Genomic DNA, 17,261 nt, shown 5'->3' with positions numbered 1-17,261 from the left:
ATGACAATTATTATTTTCACCGTATTGTTCTATGGCGCACTGACTGCCTATGAATTCCCCCGTTTGAAGAAAAAAAAAGAAAAGAACGAATGGTTCGTTTTTGTCGCTCTCATGCTGGTAGGATTAACCTTAAGCATCCTGATCGCCAATCATATCACATTCAAAATCGCCCCAAGAGCTTAAGTCGAACGAATTCGGAACTAGGTGAATATCCTACTGTTGTATAAACGTTGGGAGGATCGCCTATGCATCCGATGTATCCTTATTACAGCTATGAAATGAAATGTGAAAACAAGCCCATTACGTTCCCGCCGCAGCATCAGGCTCAACAGCCCGGCTTGGAATACTTGATGGTTCCGGCGCCGATATCGGATAATCCGGATTATGTCGGAAGCGGCAAGCTGCAAGGAAAGGTGGCCATTATTACCGGCGGCGACAGCGGCATCGGGCGCGCGGTTGCCATCGGCTTCGCCAAAGAAGGCGCGGATGTCGTTCTTGTTTATCTCAATGAGCACCAAGACGCGCAGGCAACCGCTGACATGGTCGCCAAGTACGGCCGTCAAGCGCTGCCCATTGCCGGCGATCTCAGAGACGAAGCTTTCTCCGCCGAGGTTGTGCGCCGGTCGTTGGAATGCTTCGGAAGAATCGATGTGCTAATCTTGAATCAAGCGGTGCAATTCCCCCAGGAAAGCATTCTCAACATCAGCAGCGAGCAGCTTGAGGACACGTTCCGGACGAATATTTTCCCGCACTTCTATATGACGAAGGCGGCGCTGCCGCATCTGAAACCCGGCAGCGCCATTATTAATACCGCTTCTGTTACGGCGTATGCCGGCGCTCCGCTGCTGGTCGACTATTCGTCTACCAAAGGGGCTATCGTCTCTTTCACCCGCTCCTTGTCGCTGCAGCTCGTGGACAAAGGAATCCGCGTCAACGCAGTCGCTCCCGGTCCGATCTGGACCCCGCTCATCGTCTCCAGCTACTCAGCCGACTATGTGCGGTCGTTCGGTCTGGAAACGCCGATGAAGCGGGCCGGTCAACCCTTCGAGCTGGCACCCGCTTACATCTATTTGGCGTCGGATGACGCTTCGTTCGTTACGGGGCAGGTGCTGCATGTCAATGGCGGGATCATCTCGGAGACGTAAGCCAAAAAACCTGGCCCAGGGCCAGGTTTTTCAGTGCTTCGGCGGACTGCCGTCCCCGTACGGCTGCCGGTTTACCGGCATCCCGGGAACATGCCTGTGGAGATAGCAATCCGGTTCCAAGCATTGATCGTATTGATAGCCATAATCAGCGTTACAAACTCCCGCTCATCAAAATGCTCCCGAACCCGCTCATAGACCGCCTGCGGAACGCCTTGCGCGGAGATCGATGTGACAGCCTCCGTAAGCTCCAGCACTGCTTTCTCCCGGTCCGAATAGAACGGAACTTCGCGCCAGACGCCCAGCAGTTGGATGCGCTGCTCCGTCTCGCCCATGCTGCGCAGCTCCGTCATATGCATATCCAGGCAGAAAGCGCAGCCGTTGATTTGCGAAGCCCTAATCTTGATGAACTCGTACAAAGTTCGGTCCAAGCCGCTGCTTTTAATGAAGCCCTCCAGCTTATACATCGTTTGCTGCGCCTCCGGATTAACCTTGTTGTACTGAAATCTAACTTCCATGCGAATCTCCTCCATTGCGGTTAATTTTGTTCCCGCTTAGGAGACCGATCAGCTTGGCGTTTTGTGACAGGTCAGCGAAAAAAAGATGTTCTGAAGCTTATCGGGATTAACAATCATATAAATTCCCGCTGCCTGCTGCCCCTGTGCAGGCAGGTGGAAGGCGATGAACTTGACCGGTTCACGGTCTTGAACAAGCAGCAATCCGTCCTGTCCATTGTGGCGGACCGGGAGCCATTCCCCTTGCAGCGACCCTTTGGCGACAATCCCTTGGAAGAAGGCTTGAATGCGCAGCTTGCCGATAATCGGATGGATCGCAGCCCGCCTCTTGCCTCCCCCATCGGAAATCAAAACCGCTTCATCCGTCAGCATCGAGACGAACGCAGTGAAATTGCCCGTCGAGACGGCACGCATAAACAGCCGGGCAAGCGGCTCGGTATCTCCTGCCGGATCGGAGGACCGCTCACCTGAGCCTGCGACTTTGCTTTTGGCCCGGCTGAATATTTTCCGGCAGTTATCCTCCGATTTATGCAGCATGTCGGCAATTTCGGCGTATTCGTAGCCGAGCACTTCTCGCAGAATGAAGACGGCCCGTTCCGTGGCTGTCAGCTTCTGGAGCAGGACAAGGAACGCATAGTTGACAGTTTCGTCCTGCTCGATGCGCCGCATCGGATCATGGGCGGCGTTTTGAATTTGCGGCTCCGGCAGCCACGGTCCTACGTAGACTTCCCTCGTCTTGCGCGCTAATTTCACGACGTTCAGACAGCGGTTCGTTACCATTTTGACCAAATAGGCTTTCAGATTGTCGACGCTCGCCAAATCTACCGATGGAAGCTTCATATAAATTTCCTGCAGGATGTCCTCCGCATCAGCTGCAGACCCAAGCATGCGGTAAGCGACGGCGAAAAGCAGCTTATGATAAGTCCGATAGATCTCCTCCATATGGAATTTCCTTTCCATTTATCTTCATGAGCTTTGCTGTATTCATACCACAATGGGTCCCCCTCTGTAAAGAACGCAGCAAGGCGTCTGTACGCTGACAAGCATACGGACGCCTTGGCGACATGATTAATGAAATTGTTTGATCAAACGCTTGGCGGTGCCGTTAGGCGTGGCGATGACTTCGTACATATTGACGACGACACCGGTGTCCACCTGCTCGTTTTTGAGACCCGAAACGACGACCTTCTGCACGCCGTTCGTCAGCTTCGCGGTACCGGTAAGAGCGGACGTTTGGGTGCCGACGATGCGGCCTAGCGAATCCACCATTTCGAATTCGATCGTCGAGAAATTCGAATCGATGATCACTTGATCCTCATGCGTGATTGTAAGATCGAGCGTTAATTGATAGGAATAGCTGCCTCCGCTGTACAGCCAGGAGATCGAATCGCTGTTCACCTTCAACGAGAATGGATACAGATCTATCGTATCGCCGCCAATATCTTGCTGCAAGGCGACTTGATAGGTGCCTAGCGAGACTTTGCCTTCGGAGACGGACTTATCGTCATAGATGTTCAGGGCGAAGGACTCGTCATCCTCCGTTGTCCGGTTCGGAAGCAGATACGAGTAGCTCACGACATAAGAACTGCCGGGCGTAAGCTGAGCCGCAACGGTGCTTTGGCGCGTGCCCGTGTAGGAATTGCCGCTGCTGTCCAGGAGCTCATTTTGCAGCTCCGGCAGCGCGATGGTCGTGGATCCGTGATTCGTAATCTTATACTTGGCGATGGCCGTCTTATAGCCGAGATCGTCGTTCTCGTGGGCATGGAGCTCGACCAGAGCGACATCCACATTCTTGTTCAGAACCGAGTTGTCGGTTAACTTCAGCTTCGTACCCAAATCATAGCTCACCGCAGTCGTAAACCCGCTTGGGGCTTCCTTGGCACCCTTAAGCAGGAACACGGCAACAGGCATTTGCCCCGAAGCACCGGCATTGGAGCTTCCGGAGCTTCCGGAGCTTCCGGAGGTGCCGGTGCTGCTGCTGCTGGTGCTGCCAGAGCTCGAGCCGGAGCCGGTTGTCGCTGCGGCTGCCGTACCCGAGGCCGCCGTGCCGGACGCGCTGCTCGCCGTCGAAGATGACGATGTCTTCTCCCAGAGGACAAGCTGCGCCGAATTCGGGTCGGTGCCTGCCGGCAGTACCGCATTGAAATAATAGGCAGCCGTTTCTTCCGGAGCCAGATAGCTGCTGCGCGCCGTATTATCCTCTGCCGTAACGGCTGTCCCTGAATCGCCAACCTGATAGGTGGCGAAAAACGAAGGAATCGCTGCGCTTTCCTTCCCGTCATTGCTAAGCGTCACGATCGTTTGCACGTGTACACCGTCGGCTTGCTCCGCATATTGCGTCGAGTTGGCCCGAACCGTCATCTGCTCCCCGGTTTGCTGCCCGATGTAGGCTTGTTTCGTATCCAGCGGTGTCGTCTGCATCGATGCATGCAAGCTCATGCTGCCGAGCGAAACCTCCTCGGTCAGATTCAAGTAATAAAATTCCAGCGACGCTCCGTTCAGGTTCATCCCTTTGGAAATTGGCGTCTTCAGCGTAATCGTATCCCCTTCGCCCGGGAGGAAGGTTGTTCCGGACCCGTCCAGCACCGTCGATGTGTATTCCATACCGGCTGCGTCTACGAGTCTGAGCTGCAAGCCTGTCGGCAGCTTCACGCTGCTGGAGCCCAGGTTCTTGGCCGCCACCTGCGTGTACAAATACCACTTGCCATTCTCCGAAACCCGCACGCTCTGACCCAACTGGAAGGCAAGGGCCGCATCGTTCGGGAGGGTGCTGTCGATGGAGTGGAGATTCACAATCTCCTCAGGGACCGTCGTTTGTCCTTCGCCGATGACAGAGCTGACCGGCAAATCTCCCAAATGGTTCATGAAATCAACCTGGCTTGCATCCCAGCGGAAGACGTCAATCTTCAGCCGGTCCGCCGTTTCCCCTTCTCCCAGATTCGCATAGAAGCGGAAGCTTTGCTCCTGACCGGGAAGAACGCTCGCGCTCTTCTTCTCGCTTAATTTGGCCGTAAAGCTGTGTCCTGCATCATCGGTTACTCGGACACCATATTGATTGAAATCGATGGCCTTGCTGTCGCCGTTATGCAAAGCGACTTCGAACTGAAGGGATGAAGACGAAAGCGCCGCTTGATTCAATATGAAGTAGGATGAGGACGTGATGTATACGGCTTCGCCCGCCGCAAGCGCGGAACCGCCGGGCAGCGCCGCAGCCAATAAACTGCCTGTGAAGAGCAGCGCCAGGCTGCTTTGCTTGAATGGAATCGATTTGAATTTGCGTATCATGATGAATAACCTCCCAGAGCTAGATATGGTTGCTGGTTGCGCCGAATTAATCGTACCGGAGTGCGTCGATCGGTTTTAATTTGGATGCTTTATTCGCTGGATACAAGCCGAAGATGACGCCGACCAGCGCAGAGAACAAGAAGGCATATACCCCCACATTAAGCGAAAGACTGGTCGTCTGGCTGGGATTGATATACGGCCAAGCCAGCGATAACCCGACACCGACCACAAGGCCGATGAATCCGCCCATTCCGCTAATCAGCGTTGCTTCCACGAGGAATTGGAGCAGTATGTTCCGCCGCTTGGCGCCGATCGACTTGCGAATGCCGATTTCCCGCGTCCGCTCGCTAACCGTCACGAGCATGATGTTCATAATCCCGATACCGCCTACAAGCAGGGATATGGCGGCAACGGCGACCAGCTGATTCGTCAACGTACTGGAAGCCGCCTGTCTGGCACTTATCAATTCGGAGGAATTGAAAATATTGTAGCCGGTCGTACTTTTGAATTTGTTATACAGCCAGCGTTCCAATACCGCCTGTACCCGGCTTATATCGTCACCCGTAGCCGCCTCCACATACGTGGAACGAATGTTGCCCAGCTTGAAATCCCGGCTCATCGTCGGCAGCGGCACGATGACTGCACTGTCGAGCGACGTTCCGCTCGTATTGGAACCTTTGCTTTTCAAAACGCCGATAATGGTGTACATGTAACCGTTGACGTTGATTTCTTCGTTGAGAGGATCTTCTTTACCGAAAAATTTGGCGGCAACCTCCGTCCCGATCACGGCAACGTGGTTGCGGAAATCCAAATCCGCCGGTGCCAGGAAACGGCCGGTGCCGACCTCCCCTTTTTGCATATCCAAATAACGGTCATTCGTTCCGATCACACTATACGTCTGCGTAGTTCGATCGAATTTAATGCTCGTATTCGCTCTGGTCATCGTCGGCGCGATGCCGCTAATGCCCGATGTCCCCTCCAGCTCCATGATTTCGTCATACTTCAGCTGCGTAGCCCGGCCGTTGCCAAGCAGGTTGACGGTCAGCAGGTTCGTCCCCAAGCCTTCGTACTGCTTCTCAATCGCTTTGGACGTTCCTTGCCCGATAGAAACGAGTGTGATGACTGAGCTAACCCCGATAATGACGCCGAGCATCGTAAGAATCGTGCGCAGCGGATTGGCTCTAACCGTCGCCATGGCCATCTGAATAAGCTCCCAAGGCCTCATAACGCAACCACCTCCTGGCCAGCCGCCGCCGGCACGGGTTCGTTGCGCACATCCTTGATGATTTGACCGTCGCGAAGCGTGACGACACGCTTGGCATGATCGGCAATATGATTGTCATGGGTGATCAGCACGATCGTATTTCCCTGCCGGTTCAGCTCCTGGATCAGCTCCAGCACTTCAATGCCGGTCTTGGAATCCAACGCGCCGGTCGGCTCGTCGGCCAGGATGAGCGAGGGCGATATCGCCAATGCCCTTGCTATCGCGACACGCTGCTGCTGGCCGCCGGACAGCTCGCTGGGCTTATGATGTCCGCGCTGGCCCATCCCGAGCTTCTCCAGCATGCGCTGCGCCTGTTCCCGGCGTTGTTTGGCCGGAACGCCCGCATAGATCATGGGCAGCTCGACATTCTCGATCGCCGACAATCGGGGCAGCAGGTTGAACTGCTGGAATATAAATCCGATCTTCAGGTTGCGCAGCTCGGCCAGTCCGTTATCGGACATTTTCTCCGTCGAAACGCCGTCCAGCGCATACGTGCCCGAGGTCGGGATATCCAGCAGCCCGATCGTATTCATCAAGGTGGATTTGCCGGAGCCGCTGGGACCGATAATCGCAACAAAATCGCCTTGTGCGATGTTCAGCGTGATTCCTTTCAGAATCTGCAGCTCTTCCTCGCCACGGGCATAGCTCTTGGTAATTCCGGATAATTCAATGATATTCATGCGATTGGCTCCTTTCTGCGGGATGAGTGATCACTGACGCGTTCCTCCCCCGCCTTGGCCTTGGAAGCCGCCGTTGCCTCCGCCGCCTTGGAAGCCCGCGGGCGGACCGCCTTCGCCGCCAGGGAAGCCTCCCGTTTGCTGCTGGCCGGTCGTCGTCGTCGCTTTGCGCGTCGGCATAACGACTTCGTCGCCTTCGGCCAATCCGCTGACGATCTCGACTTGCGTTTTGCTGCGAATTCCCGTCTTGATTTCATGCTGCTCTTCCACGGTTCCATCCGCTTTCTTCAGCGTAACGGTCGATTTGCCGCGCGTTGTCGTCACGACTTGAATCGGCAGCACGAGAATATCTTTCTTATCCTGGATATAAATTTCCGCCGTTGCCGTCATGGCATATTTCAGCTCATTGGACGCTGAGTTCGGAATGGAAACAACCGCATCATAGGTCGTGACCCCGTTCGTCGTCGTTCCTACATTGGAAACCGAGGTCACTTCGCCCTCGAACGATTTCCCGGAAATCGCGTCGACTTTCACGACAGCCTTCTGGCCTACCTTCACACTCGTCAAGTCCAGTTCATCCACCGCAATGGCGAGCTGCATCGTGCTCAAACTGGCCACAGCGCCTAATGTCGTATTGGCCGTGATTTGCGCACCGACCGGATAGTTGCGCAGCACATTGCTCTTGCTGTTGGCGAAGTCGGCCGAGAACACGCCGTCGAACGGTGCGGTGATCGTCAATTGGTTGACCTTCTGCTGCGCGTCGTCCACCTTGATTTGCTGGCTTTCAATAGCCGCTTGCTTGCTTACGATGTTCTGCTGGAGATCGTCGTTGAACAGTGACGCAATCAAGTCTCCCTGCTTCACCGTCTCGCCGTCTTTGAATTTCATCGTTTTGATCGTGCCGCCGGCTTCAGCGAACACCGGCGTCGTCCGCACGTATTCCAAGGCCGCCTGCTCGGTCGATTCGATCAAGCTGTCGCCGCTTCCGACGCTGCCTTTCATCTTCAAACCGGCCGAAAGCGTCCCGTCATTCGTAACCAACACTTCCACGTCGACGATCTTGTTTCCGTTCGCATCCGCTTTGATTTCACGCGAAACGGAGGATACCGTCCCCACCTTGGTGAGCAAATAACCGTCCACCGAGAGCTCGACATTCCCGCCCTTCTGCAATTGAACCGCATCCTGCAGCGGGAACGGCAGCTTCACCTTAAATTGCGACGTATCCGAGATCGTGCCGATCTTCGTCGTTTTGCTCACCTGGCTGCCTGCATCCAAATTGGCGGTCAGCGTCAGCTTGCCGCTCATCGTCGCAGATACGGACATATGGTTCTGTTCGCTCTGCAGCTCCGCCAACTCCTTCTCTAACTGCTGAAGGGTGACTTGCGCCTCCTTCAGATTCGTTTCGGTAGAAGGAACGGAGAGCTCAAGAAGCACATCGCCTTTCTTCACCGGCTGATTCTGCGTCAAGTTCATCGTTTTGATGATACCGTCCACCGGGATGACGATATTTTGCTTGTCCTTCGCATCCAGCTGGGAAGTACCAGAGATCGAGGAGGAGATCGCTCCTTTGGACACCTTCATGGCCGTCTGCTGCTGTGTGGCGGCTGTCGCAGGCTGCGCCTTGTTCTGTATGTAATAATAAGTTCCCGCACCGCACAGCATCGCTGCCAAGACGATAATGATCCATTTCTTCTTCCGACTTACGCTCATTGATGATTCCCCTCTCCAAGTTCCAAGACCACGATTGTCTTCGTCATAACCATCTCACAAGTTGAAGTGTAAGGGACACGGCTGAATCCATACTGAGCGGCGGCTGAATAAAAGTTGAAAGCTGTCTGAACGTTTGCTGAAAAATGGTACGGCCGCCACGGCTCCGGCTCAGACCGGGCGGCGGCGCCTCACGACAAAAAAGCTCGGCTCCTCTAAGAGAGCCAAGCCTCTACCGAGAGTCCCGCCCATAGCGGGAATTTCTCCTGTTACATGCAGCCTGGCGGATCCTCGAATGCTCAATAACAGGAATTCCTCCCGTTATTCAGCCCGTACTCGCAGCCTTTACGCGAAATGGGGACGAATTAACGGGAGGAATTCCCTTTATTCGTACAACTGGGCTAATTTTCTCGCGAATAACGGGAGAAATTCCAGTTACGCCCTGCGTTTGACCAAGAAAAGCTCGGCTCCCTCAACGAGAGAGCCCCGCCACGCCGCAGTAAGAAAAACCGTCAGGGAATATCCCCCTAACGGTCCTTTTAAGTTTGACGAACATCGGTAAACTTGTATTCATGCCCACGAATACCTTTGTAATACTCAGGATGCATCGCTTCACCACAGTTTTCACAACCGAATTGTGGGGTGAAAAAAACCTGGCACGCCGCCAGGTCTCGCATCCGATTCCTCTCACATCGATCTTATCCGTACAGGTACGATTTCACATCTTTTCCCACATAGGCTTTCCAAATGATGAGATTATAGGGATAACTCCAGTCGATCTCATAGCCGCCGTACATTTCGTGCAGCCGGTTGCTGTTGAAAATGATCGAGCCTTTCTGATCGAAAGCGACGCCGTCCACCCATAGCATCCTGTCGTCCGACACGAATTTGTGGAAGCTGCGGTCTCTGGCATCGAAGAAGCCGACCCCTTTCCCCTCCAGCATCGTATAAAACAAATTCCCACTGTTATCCGCATGCATGCCGTCTGTCGTCGTGCCTTTGCTGCCTAGCACTTGCACGGAGGCGTTCAACTGCTCCGCAGGAACTTGCTCGTTCCGGAGCAGTCCCGTATGGATCGCATATAAATTGCGGCCGCTTACTTGGCAGTAGAATAAAGTCGACCTGTCTGCGGACAAGGCGATCCCGTCGGCGCCGATACGCAAGGGAACTTTTTTGTAAACCGGCTTGTAGTCGATCTGGAAATGGAAGCCCGGAAAGTCCTGCGTGCTGTCCTGCCGGTCCAATACGCGCCGGAACGTTCGAGTTCGCATGTTATAGACGATGATGCCTCCGCGCAAAGGACGTTTGGGATCGCCGCAGCCGGAATCGGTTATATACACAAAGCCGTTTCTATTATCCACGACCAAATCGTTCAGAAAAGAAGTTTGGTACGGCGCAATCGCATCGGGGATGACGATGGAATCGAGGAGCTTGTTCGCGTTCAAATCCCAGATCACTAGCTTCTGCGAGCCTTCCGGCGAAGGCTGATACGCGATTTTCCCTTGATCCAGCAGCCACATCCGGTTGTGCTCATCGATCTCATAGCCGAGCACGGATTGCAGGGCATCCGCCTGTCCCTCTTCATTCCACTCCCAGCTGGGAAAGGCGTCCAGCAGCGGCTTACCGTCCTTGGATACGATGCGGTTCATCGTAGCCGGAATGCCGGATACCCAGCGCGGTACAGAGACGTAATACTGGCCGTGATGATCGATTTTCACGCCGGCGGGCATTGCTTTTTTCCAAATTTCACGACTCTCGTAATCCTGCTTCTTCGCTTCTTGCGGGAAGTGCCAATCCAACCGGTTCCAGTGGCAAATGATCTTATACATGATGCAGGCCTCCTGTCACCTCTTGATCTCCATATGCTCCTATCCTATAGGTATGCGCTCAAGATCAAAAGGCGTGGGCGCGCAGCCTGCTAATGGGGCTTCGTATTCACTTCGAAAATCCAGACGGTCCCTTTCTTATCGATGCCAAAATCGTACCCCAGCATGCCGATGCCCGGATAACGCGCTTCCAGCAGCATGGTCGAGGTTCGGGCGACGCCGATCATCGTGGCGATTTTGTCTCTAACGATCGATGCAGGGAACGTCCGCCTAACAGCCTCTCTGCCTTTCAGCTGCGTCCCCCCTTGGCAGAGGTTGGTAACGAATAATCCCGGACGCGCCAACCGTCCTACAACCGCGCGGATCTCCCAATTCCTTCCCACTTTGGCCAGCTTGACGCGGTAATCCACCGGTCTGCCGTCAATCGTCGTCAGATGAATTCCCTGCTGCAGCATGAGCGCCCGATTCCCGCCGATTCGCCGAATGGCTTGCAGCAGCTCGTTCATGCTGCCGTACGTCTTCTTCACCCCTGCATGGTGCAGTACGAAGCCGCTGCCCGCCTTGTAAAGCTTCATGACCCGGTTACCGCCTGTACCGACTATCGGTTTGGCCACGATAAACGAATGCTGACGAAGCATCGCCTCCAGATTCTCCGGGCTAAACCGGCGCATAGCCGGGATGTGCTTGGCCACGCCGGAATGCTGCTGCAGGACTGCAAATTTCACCCATTTATTAGCAACCTTACGCAATGAAACACGCCTCCTCTGTACATGCTCTCCTCTCTGCTACTGTATGTCTGTCTCTCTGGAAACGAAACGGACAATCCGGCAAACAATCCGCGAATGAGATTTAGCGGCATATCAAAAAAGCAGATGTCGGATTTCTCCGCATCTGCTTCTGAAGGTTCATATTCATGGCGCAACGATCAGCCGCAATTGGATATCCGACGGGTCCGTAACGATCAGGGCCTCGCCGTCTGCCGCGCAGCGCGATCCGGCGCGCGCCAACCGTTCCGCCGCTTCGTTCCGGGACTCGGCATCCGGGAAAATGAGGGTGCAATAAGCTAACCCCGTGCCGTGCGGCGGACGTGACGGGGCGTCTTCCCCCGCCCAGACGTTCAGCCCGATGTGATGATGGTACCCGCCCGCCGAGATGAACAAAGCTCTCATCGAGGCTCTGGCATCGGCCGCAATGTCAAAGCCAAGTACATCGCAGTAGAAGGCTTTGGATTGCTCCAGACTTTTGACATGGAAATGGATATGGCCCATTGTGGTGCCCGCTGGCAGCCCGTTCCAGACCGTTCCTTCCGCTTCCTTCAGCAAGCCCTCCCAATCGATCGGGTCCGCGGCCATCACATAATAACCTTCGGCGTCCCGCTGCCAAGCGCTTCGCGGGCGGTCGCAGTAAATTTCGATCCCGTTCTGATCCGGATCGGTGATGTACAGCGCTTCGCTCACCAAATGGTCCGCTTGACCGATATGGATGCCGGAAGCGATCAGATTCCTCAGGCTTCGGCCAAGCGCTGCCCGGTCAGGCAGGAGAATGGCAAAATGATACAATCCGGCAGCCGATCTGCGCGGAGTCACCGTGGCATGCGGCAGTTCCTCGAGCAGCAGAAACGGTTCGCTGCCGTCAATCGTAAGGTCCGCCTTCGTTCTATCGCAACTTCCCAGCCGCAGCCCGACGATGTCCCGGTAAAAGCGGATGGAGCGCTCCAGATTGGAAACATACAGCTTCACGACACCAAGCTTCATATCCGAAGGTAAAACTGAACTCATGCTGTCGCCTCCTTGACTTACTATTTGTAATCAAGTTTAGTTAAGTTATTTAATTACGTCAAGCGCGTCATTTGTGCCCATTCCTTCATAAGCTCCCTAAGTTCCTCCGATGTCCGTTCCATAAACTCCTGAATCGTATCCATCGTTATGTACGCAGGAGTGATCCGCGGCTCCATAGATGCATCCCGCAAGTCCCTGACAACCCGATCACCGTAAGAAGCAATTTCCTGCTCCTTCAGCAAAGGCGGCAGGGAATACGCACGAGAACGGGCGACGGAAGCAAGCATAGCATCCGCTCGTTTCTCCATTCTCAGTAAGTCATAATCCAGTTGACATACTTCCCGGTTATAGATACTTTTCAAATCTCCAAACGGTTCGATCCGCTGCTGTCCCGCTTGTTCGACAAACGATTGCCAGACCGTCTGCGTCCAACGCAGATCCGTCCATATATGAGCGGCATAGCCCAGCGCAAATTGCCTGAAGAAAGGATCCCGACTGCGTAAGCGCTCTTCGCAAAAACGATGAATGACCGCAAGATCCGGCATCGTGCCATCGTCCAGACACAAATGAGTCCGCCCCTTGTCCTGCCGGTTCGTCCCCTCCCTCATATGGATGGCATCCGGCGCCAAACTCCCCAATAGGAACTCAGGAGTCAACTCCTCCTCCCAAACTCGTAACGCAATACTAAAATGAACCATAGGCCAAGGCATTGTCCCCGCACGCTCCCCAAACATCATCATCTCCCATACAGAGAATAGACGCTTCCAGCATGTGGAAAGTTGAAAAAAAGCCCAAGTCCCGTTCGTCACGGACCTGGGCTGGCATATCCTTACATGCCGGCATCTGCTGCGGCAGGTGCCGACGGAAGCTCTTCCTTGGAGGAGAGCACTTCCTTCTTCAACAGCAGGCAGGCGGCGAAGGCGGCAATGGCGAAGACGATGCTGATCGCAAATATGTGCTGGAAGCTCTCCGCAAACACCAGCTTGATCTTCAGCAGCAGGTCAGCCGAAAGCCCCTGAGGCATACCTCCGTTCATAATCGTCTCGCTTGTGCCTGACGGAAATTGCCCTGACAAGCCGGTTATGCCGGTGACGATTTGTCGCGATAGAAGGCTGCCGAAGATGCTGAAGCCGAGCGTCGTCCCGATCGCCTGGAATAATTGCACGGTCGCTACGCCTACGCCGGAATGCTCTTTGGCAACAGACTCTTGAACGATCAAGTTGTCGGAACCGAACAAGACCCCGATGCCCAGTCCCATGATGAAGAAGGAAGCGATGATATACAGCACCGTGGTGTCCGTATGAAGGCGCGACAGCAGGATGAAGCTGGCGACCGGGAATAGAAAGGAAACGATAAACAGCCGTTTGTAGGCAACCCGCGTAATCAATCGCCCGCAAATGATACTTGCCGGAATGGCGCCCGCCATGAAGGCCAGCGACAAATAACCGGAGGCTGTCGGCGTCATGCCCATAACGTTCTGGGCAAAGAACGGAAAGGCGGAGATGCCGCCCATGATGCCGAGCATCGTGATGAAGACAATGCAGGATAATACGACGACGGAGCGGTTGCGGAACAAGGCCAGCGGAATAATCGGTTCCAGGGCTTTCGACTCGATGCGGATGAATACGGCAATCAGCGCAGCGGACAGCACCAAAAGGCCGATAACGGCCGGCGAGCCCCATGTGTAGCCCTTCACGTCGATAAGTACGGGAGCCAATAACAGGGAAAGCATGGAAAGAACCAGCGTGACGGCTCCCCACCAGTCAATCGATTTCCTAGCGTCGCTCACGGATTCGCGCAAGCCTTTGGCGACGAAGATGGCCGACGTCATCCCAACCGGTATATTAATCAGGAATATCCAATGCCAGCTGACATGGCTGACGAGGTAACCGCCGACGGTCGGGCCCAATAACTGAGGCAGAATTAGCAAAGGACCGACCAGGCTCTGTACTTTGGCCCTCATCTCCAGCGGGAACGTATCGCCGATGATGATCATGCCGAGCGGCATTAATCCCCCGGCGCCGATGCCTTGCATGCATCTGCCGATAAGCAGCATCGTCATTGAGCCCGACAAGCCGCAGATGACGGAGCCCAATAGAAAGAGCGTCACACAGCTCAAATAAATTTTCTTCCTGCCGTAAATATCGGCCAGTTTGCCGAAGATCGGCATGAACATGGTGATCGAAAGCATGTAAATTCCCGCCACCCAGCCGTAGAGCGAGAGTCCGTGCAGCTCACGGATGATTGTCGGCAGCGCCGTGGAGACCACGGTTTGATCCAGCTCCGAGAATACCAAGCCAAGCAGGAGCCCGATTAATATGAGTTTTTTGTCATTGCCTTGCTTATTCACACCTACACCTCATCTTTCAACTTATTTGGTATAGGTTAATCTTACCTTCGCGGACGCAGGAGATCATCGGACCGGAGAATTTAAAATGTATCCGTCTCCAGACGTAGTCCGGTTTCCGAACGGCCCTCGGAACAAGTCAAGCATTCAAGCTGCTTATCTTCCCGTATCACGCCTTCCAGGAAACCGTCCGCGCAGAAAATATCTTTGCCGCAAACACTGCACTGCCCAACAAGCTCTCGCATAAGTGCCCTCCCCTTCAGTTCCCGGTCATGTGCCGACAATCTTGTAATAGTGCTCGAAAAATCGCTGCCGATTCACATCCGACGCGATCTCATGGCAGCCGGCGCTGCTCGCTTGAAATTCCATCATGCCAAGCCTCTGCTCTTGCCTAAACTCCACCTCGATCTTTCCTCTGCGGTACGCGCACAGCTCCGGCTCGAACAGACAAGCCGCTACAAGCGGATCGTGGAACGTCATCTCATGGTGCTCAAGCCAGGGTGAGCCGAAAGCCTCCACCGCCTGCATCACGGCGGATTGAAACAGATCAGGCTTCTCGCTTCGCGCCAGGACCAGCTGCGTCGTGACATTCAACCCGAACGTGCGCATCACCGGCACATCCGCCGCATAAACGATGGCTGCGGCGTGAGGATCCACCCACGCGTTCCAGTTATCCTGCGGCATATTCAAGCTTCTCTCCAACGATTCCGAGAATACGCCGCTCATGATGTACAGCTCTTTGATCAGCTTCGGAATGCCGGGATCAACGGCGAAGAGCAGCGCAATATTCGTCAAATGGCCGATCGCGGCGAGCGAAATTTCGTGCGGATGCTCGCGGATCACCTGCCGCATCCGGTCTACGGCCTCATACTTGCGGAAGGATGTATCGTGGGGGAACTGGTCAAGACGCCGCGCCCCATCCGGCGTGGGATACAGACTGCTTGGGAGCAGCTGCCGGTCAGCCCCTGCATATACCGGGATATTTCGGCCTGCAGCCTTGCAGATGGCGTCCGCAATCATGGCTCGCTTCTCCGCTTCTCCGCCAACGCTAGAAATGCCAATCAGCTCGCAAGCAGGTTGGCGCAGCAGATAGGCCAAACAAAGGGCATCATCAATATCGCCGCCGATATCGGTATCCAACCACACCTTTTTCATTGCTCGATGAAACCTCCCGCTCATTCATATATGGCTGCCGCATCCTGTGGCAGCTGACGAACATGAGCGAGATGGGCGCTAACCCGCTCATCTTCCTGGACATTATAAGCAAAGCCGCCATACTGGGCCACTTCCTTCGCCGTCTCCCGAAACAGTCCGCACATCGTTTCAAGTCCTTCCCAGATATGGTCATAATCACCGTCCGGGTATGTCCGCACGAATGCCTCCCACAGCCTCGGCTCCAGCCATTGCTCGAAATATTTGCCGCATTTCCCAGAATCCGCGGTGAACCCCGTTCTTATCCCGATATGCCACTGAAGCATCCTGACCAGCATATCGCGCACCGGCCTTTCATACATAAATTTCGCGTAGGAGAGCTCCCTGCGCCACAGCCCTTTGGCAATGTACGTACTGACCCACCAGAATTCATTGCAGCAAGCGGCGAACTCGGCAGCCGTCGGCGGTTTCGTCAAATAGTCGCTATTGCTGGGCTCCGCAAAAGGCTCGATCGATCCGTCCTTATCCAATAGCAGCTTGCTGAGGCTGTCTCTTGAAAGTGTATCCATGCTGTCTGCTGCGCAGAACGTCAAGTCGATCCGGTTGCCGTCGGTAAATTGCATAAGAAATGCAAAACGCTGCAAAGGACGCATCCATTCGCCGTCCATCTCGTCGGGCGTCTGCATGATAATCAGCTCCCCGAACCGTTCGATCCAGCTGCGATCCTCGACAAATGCGGCTACCGAGGTGACGAAGAACACGATGTCATAGTCCTGAAAAATGTCGCGCGGCGCCTCCGGATTCACCCGCGAACCGTTCATTATGACAGCTCGAACGCAGTCGTTCTCCTCGGCAAAGGCAAGAATGAAATCCATCATTTCTTTTTCCGTTCTCACTAACACATCTCTCCTTATGTATATCGTCCGACTGCCACATCTCATCGACTCACAATATTTACCTTGGGCAATATCCCCACTAGACCCAGTAATCAACTAGGGATCACTAAGTTTTTCTATGGTACAGTAATCCCATACAAACGCTTAACTACCAAAACTGGAAAAAGGATGTGCGATTTCTTTTGAAAAAATTAATTCTTTCCACTTCGGTTGCTCTATCCGTTTTATTTTCGACAGCGGGACTGTCCATGCCTGCTTCCGCCTCGGCTCAAGAAATTTATGCGACCAACGGCCATAAGTTTGTAAATACAGCAAAATCATATATCGGTCGAGTAACCTACCGTTTCGGTACGAGAGATCCTCAACACTTGGTGTTCGATTGCTCCGCGTTCACGCAGTTTGTATTCAAGAAGAACGGCGTCAATCTTCCTTGGGGCTCCAAGGCGCAGACAAGCTTCGGATCCAGAGTGCCTAGCAAGAGCCAATTGGCGATCGGCGATCTGGTCATGTTCAGCGTCAGCAGGCCTGGGCAGATCGACCACGTCGGCATTTATGTCGGGAATGGCAATTTCATCAGCAACACGAAGAGTGAAGGTGTCGTGATCAAATCATTGAACACCGGATACTGGGGCAGCAGATACATAACAGCTAGACATTACTAGCACCCGCCGG

The 17,261-nt window shown here is 54.3% G+C and carries 17 protein-coding genes; 3 read left to right on the top strand and 14 right to left on the bottom strand.

Annotation, left to right across the window (positions count from 1 at the left end):
- Window positions 1–183, top strand: a complete 183-nt coding sequence (locus J2X61_RS07350; RefSeq protein WP_274468605.1) for a hypothetical protein — start codon at window positions 1–3, stop codon at window positions 181–183.
- A 62-nt stretch (window positions 184–245) separates the two neighbouring features.
- Window positions 246–1,145 (top strand): SDR family oxidoreductase, encoded by a 900-nt coding sequence (locus tag J2X61_RS07345; RefSeq protein WP_310186912.1) that lies wholly within the window; start codon window positions 246–248, stop codon window positions 1,143–1,145.
- 71 nt (window positions 1,146–1,216) lie between these two features.
- Here J2X61_RS07345 and J2X61_RS07340 read toward each other — a convergent pair whose 3' ends face one another.
- From J2X61_RS07340 to J2X61_RS07275, 14 genes are all read right to left on the bottom strand, one after another.
- Complete coding sequence (locus J2X61_RS07340) at window positions 1,217–1,660, bottom strand: carboxymuconolactone decarboxylase family protein (protein WP_310186911.1); 444 nt, start codon at window positions 1,658–1,660, stop codon at window positions 1,217–1,219.
- A gap of 48 nt (window positions 1,661–1,708) precedes the next feature.
- Window positions 1,709–2,599, bottom strand: a complete 891-nt coding sequence (locus tag J2X61_RS07335; protein ID WP_310186910.1) for an RNA polymerase sigma-70 factor — start codon at window positions 2,597–2,599, stop codon at window positions 1,709–1,711.
- 126 nt (window positions 2,600–2,725) lie between these two features.
- Entirely contained in the window at window positions 2,726–4,942 is a 2,217-nt protein-coding gene (locus J2X61_RS07330; RefSeq protein WP_310186908.1) for a hypothetical protein, read from the bottom strand.
- A gap of 46 nt (window positions 4,943–4,988) precedes the next feature.
- A complete protein-coding gene (locus tag J2X61_RS07325) occupies window positions 4,989–6,167 on the bottom strand; it encodes an ABC transporter permease (protein WP_274468597.1) in 1,179 nt (392 codons plus the stop codon).
- Window positions 6,164–6,886: an ABC transporter ATP-binding protein gene (locus J2X61_RS07320; protein ID WP_274468596.1), complete on the bottom strand. Its 723-nt coding sequence runs from the start codon at window positions 6,884–6,886 to the stop codon at window positions 6,164–6,166. The genes J2X61_RS07325 and J2X61_RS07320 overlap by 4 nt, the downstream gene beginning before the upstream one ends.
- 30 nt (window positions 6,887–6,916) lie before the next feature.
- Window positions 6,917–8,593 (bottom strand): permuted SH3 domain-containing protein, encoded by a 1,677-nt coding sequence (locus J2X61_RS07315; protein ID WP_274468594.1) that lies wholly within the window; start codon window positions 8,591–8,593, stop codon window positions 6,917–6,919.
- A gap of 695 nt (window positions 8,594–9,288) precedes the next feature.
- Window positions 9,289–10,419: an L-dopachrome tautomerase-related protein gene (locus tag J2X61_RS07310; protein WP_310186906.1), complete on the bottom strand. Its 1,131-nt coding sequence runs from the start codon at window positions 10,417–10,419 to the stop codon at window positions 9,289–9,291.
- Window positions 10,420–10,508: 89 nt separating this feature from the next.
- Window positions 10,509–11,165 carry a YheC/YheD family protein gene (locus tag J2X61_RS07305; protein ID WP_310186904.1) on the bottom strand — a complete coding sequence of 219 codons (657 nt, stop codon included), beginning with the start codon at window positions 11,163–11,165 and terminating at the stop codon, window positions 10,509–10,511.
- Between the two features lie 162 nt (window positions 11,166–11,327).
- Window positions 11,328–12,194, bottom strand: coding sequence for a VOC family protein (locus J2X61_RS07300; protein WP_274468588.1), 867 nt, complete (start codon window positions 12,192–12,194; stop codon window positions 11,328–11,330).
- A 53-nt stretch (window positions 12,195–12,247) separates the two neighbouring features.
- Window positions 12,248–12,892, bottom strand: coding sequence for a hypothetical protein (locus J2X61_RS07295; RefSeq protein ID WP_310186902.1), 645 nt, complete (start codon window positions 12,890–12,892; stop codon window positions 12,248–12,250).
- 131 nt (window positions 12,893–13,023) lie between these two features.
- Window positions 13,024–14,544 carry an MDR family MFS transporter gene (locus J2X61_RS07290; protein WP_274468586.1) on the bottom strand — a complete coding sequence of 507 codons (1,521 nt, stop codon included), beginning with the start codon at window positions 14,542–14,544 and terminating at the stop codon, window positions 13,024–13,026.
- 80 nt (window positions 14,545–14,624) lie between these two features.
- Complete coding sequence (locus tag J2X61_RS07285; RefSeq protein WP_274468585.1) at window positions 14,625–14,786, bottom strand: hypothetical protein; 162 nt, start codon at window positions 14,784–14,786, stop codon at window positions 14,625–14,627.
- Between the two features lie 25 nt (window positions 14,787–14,811).
- On the bottom strand, window positions 14,812–15,696 hold the full coding sequence (locus J2X61_RS07280; protein WP_274468584.1) for a nucleoside hydrolase: 885 nt from the start codon (window positions 15,694–15,696) through the stop codon (window positions 14,812–14,814).
- A gap of 20 nt (window positions 15,697–15,716) precedes the next feature.
- A complete protein-coding gene (locus J2X61_RS07275; protein ID WP_274468582.1) occupies window positions 15,717–16,589 on the bottom strand; it encodes an aminoglycoside 6-adenylyltransferase in 873 nt (290 codons plus the stop codon).
- 182 nt (window positions 16,590–16,771) lie between these two features.
- Between J2X61_RS07275 and J2X61_RS07270 the strand changes: the two genes are divergently transcribed.
- Entirely contained in the window at window positions 16,772–17,251 is a 480-nt protein-coding gene (locus J2X61_RS07270; RefSeq protein WP_274468581.1) for a C40 family peptidase, read from the top strand.
- Window positions 17,252–17,261: the final 10 nt, after the last annotated feature.

The sequence above is a fragment of the Bacillus sp. 3255 genome, from assembly GCF_031456485.1.
In the GTDB taxonomy this organism is placed as follows: domain Bacteria; phylum Bacillota; class Bacilli; order Paenibacillales; family NBRC-103111; genus Paenibacillus_E.
Note: the sequence above shows the minus strand (reverse complement) of the source record. Positions and strands in the feature narration are given on the sequence as shown.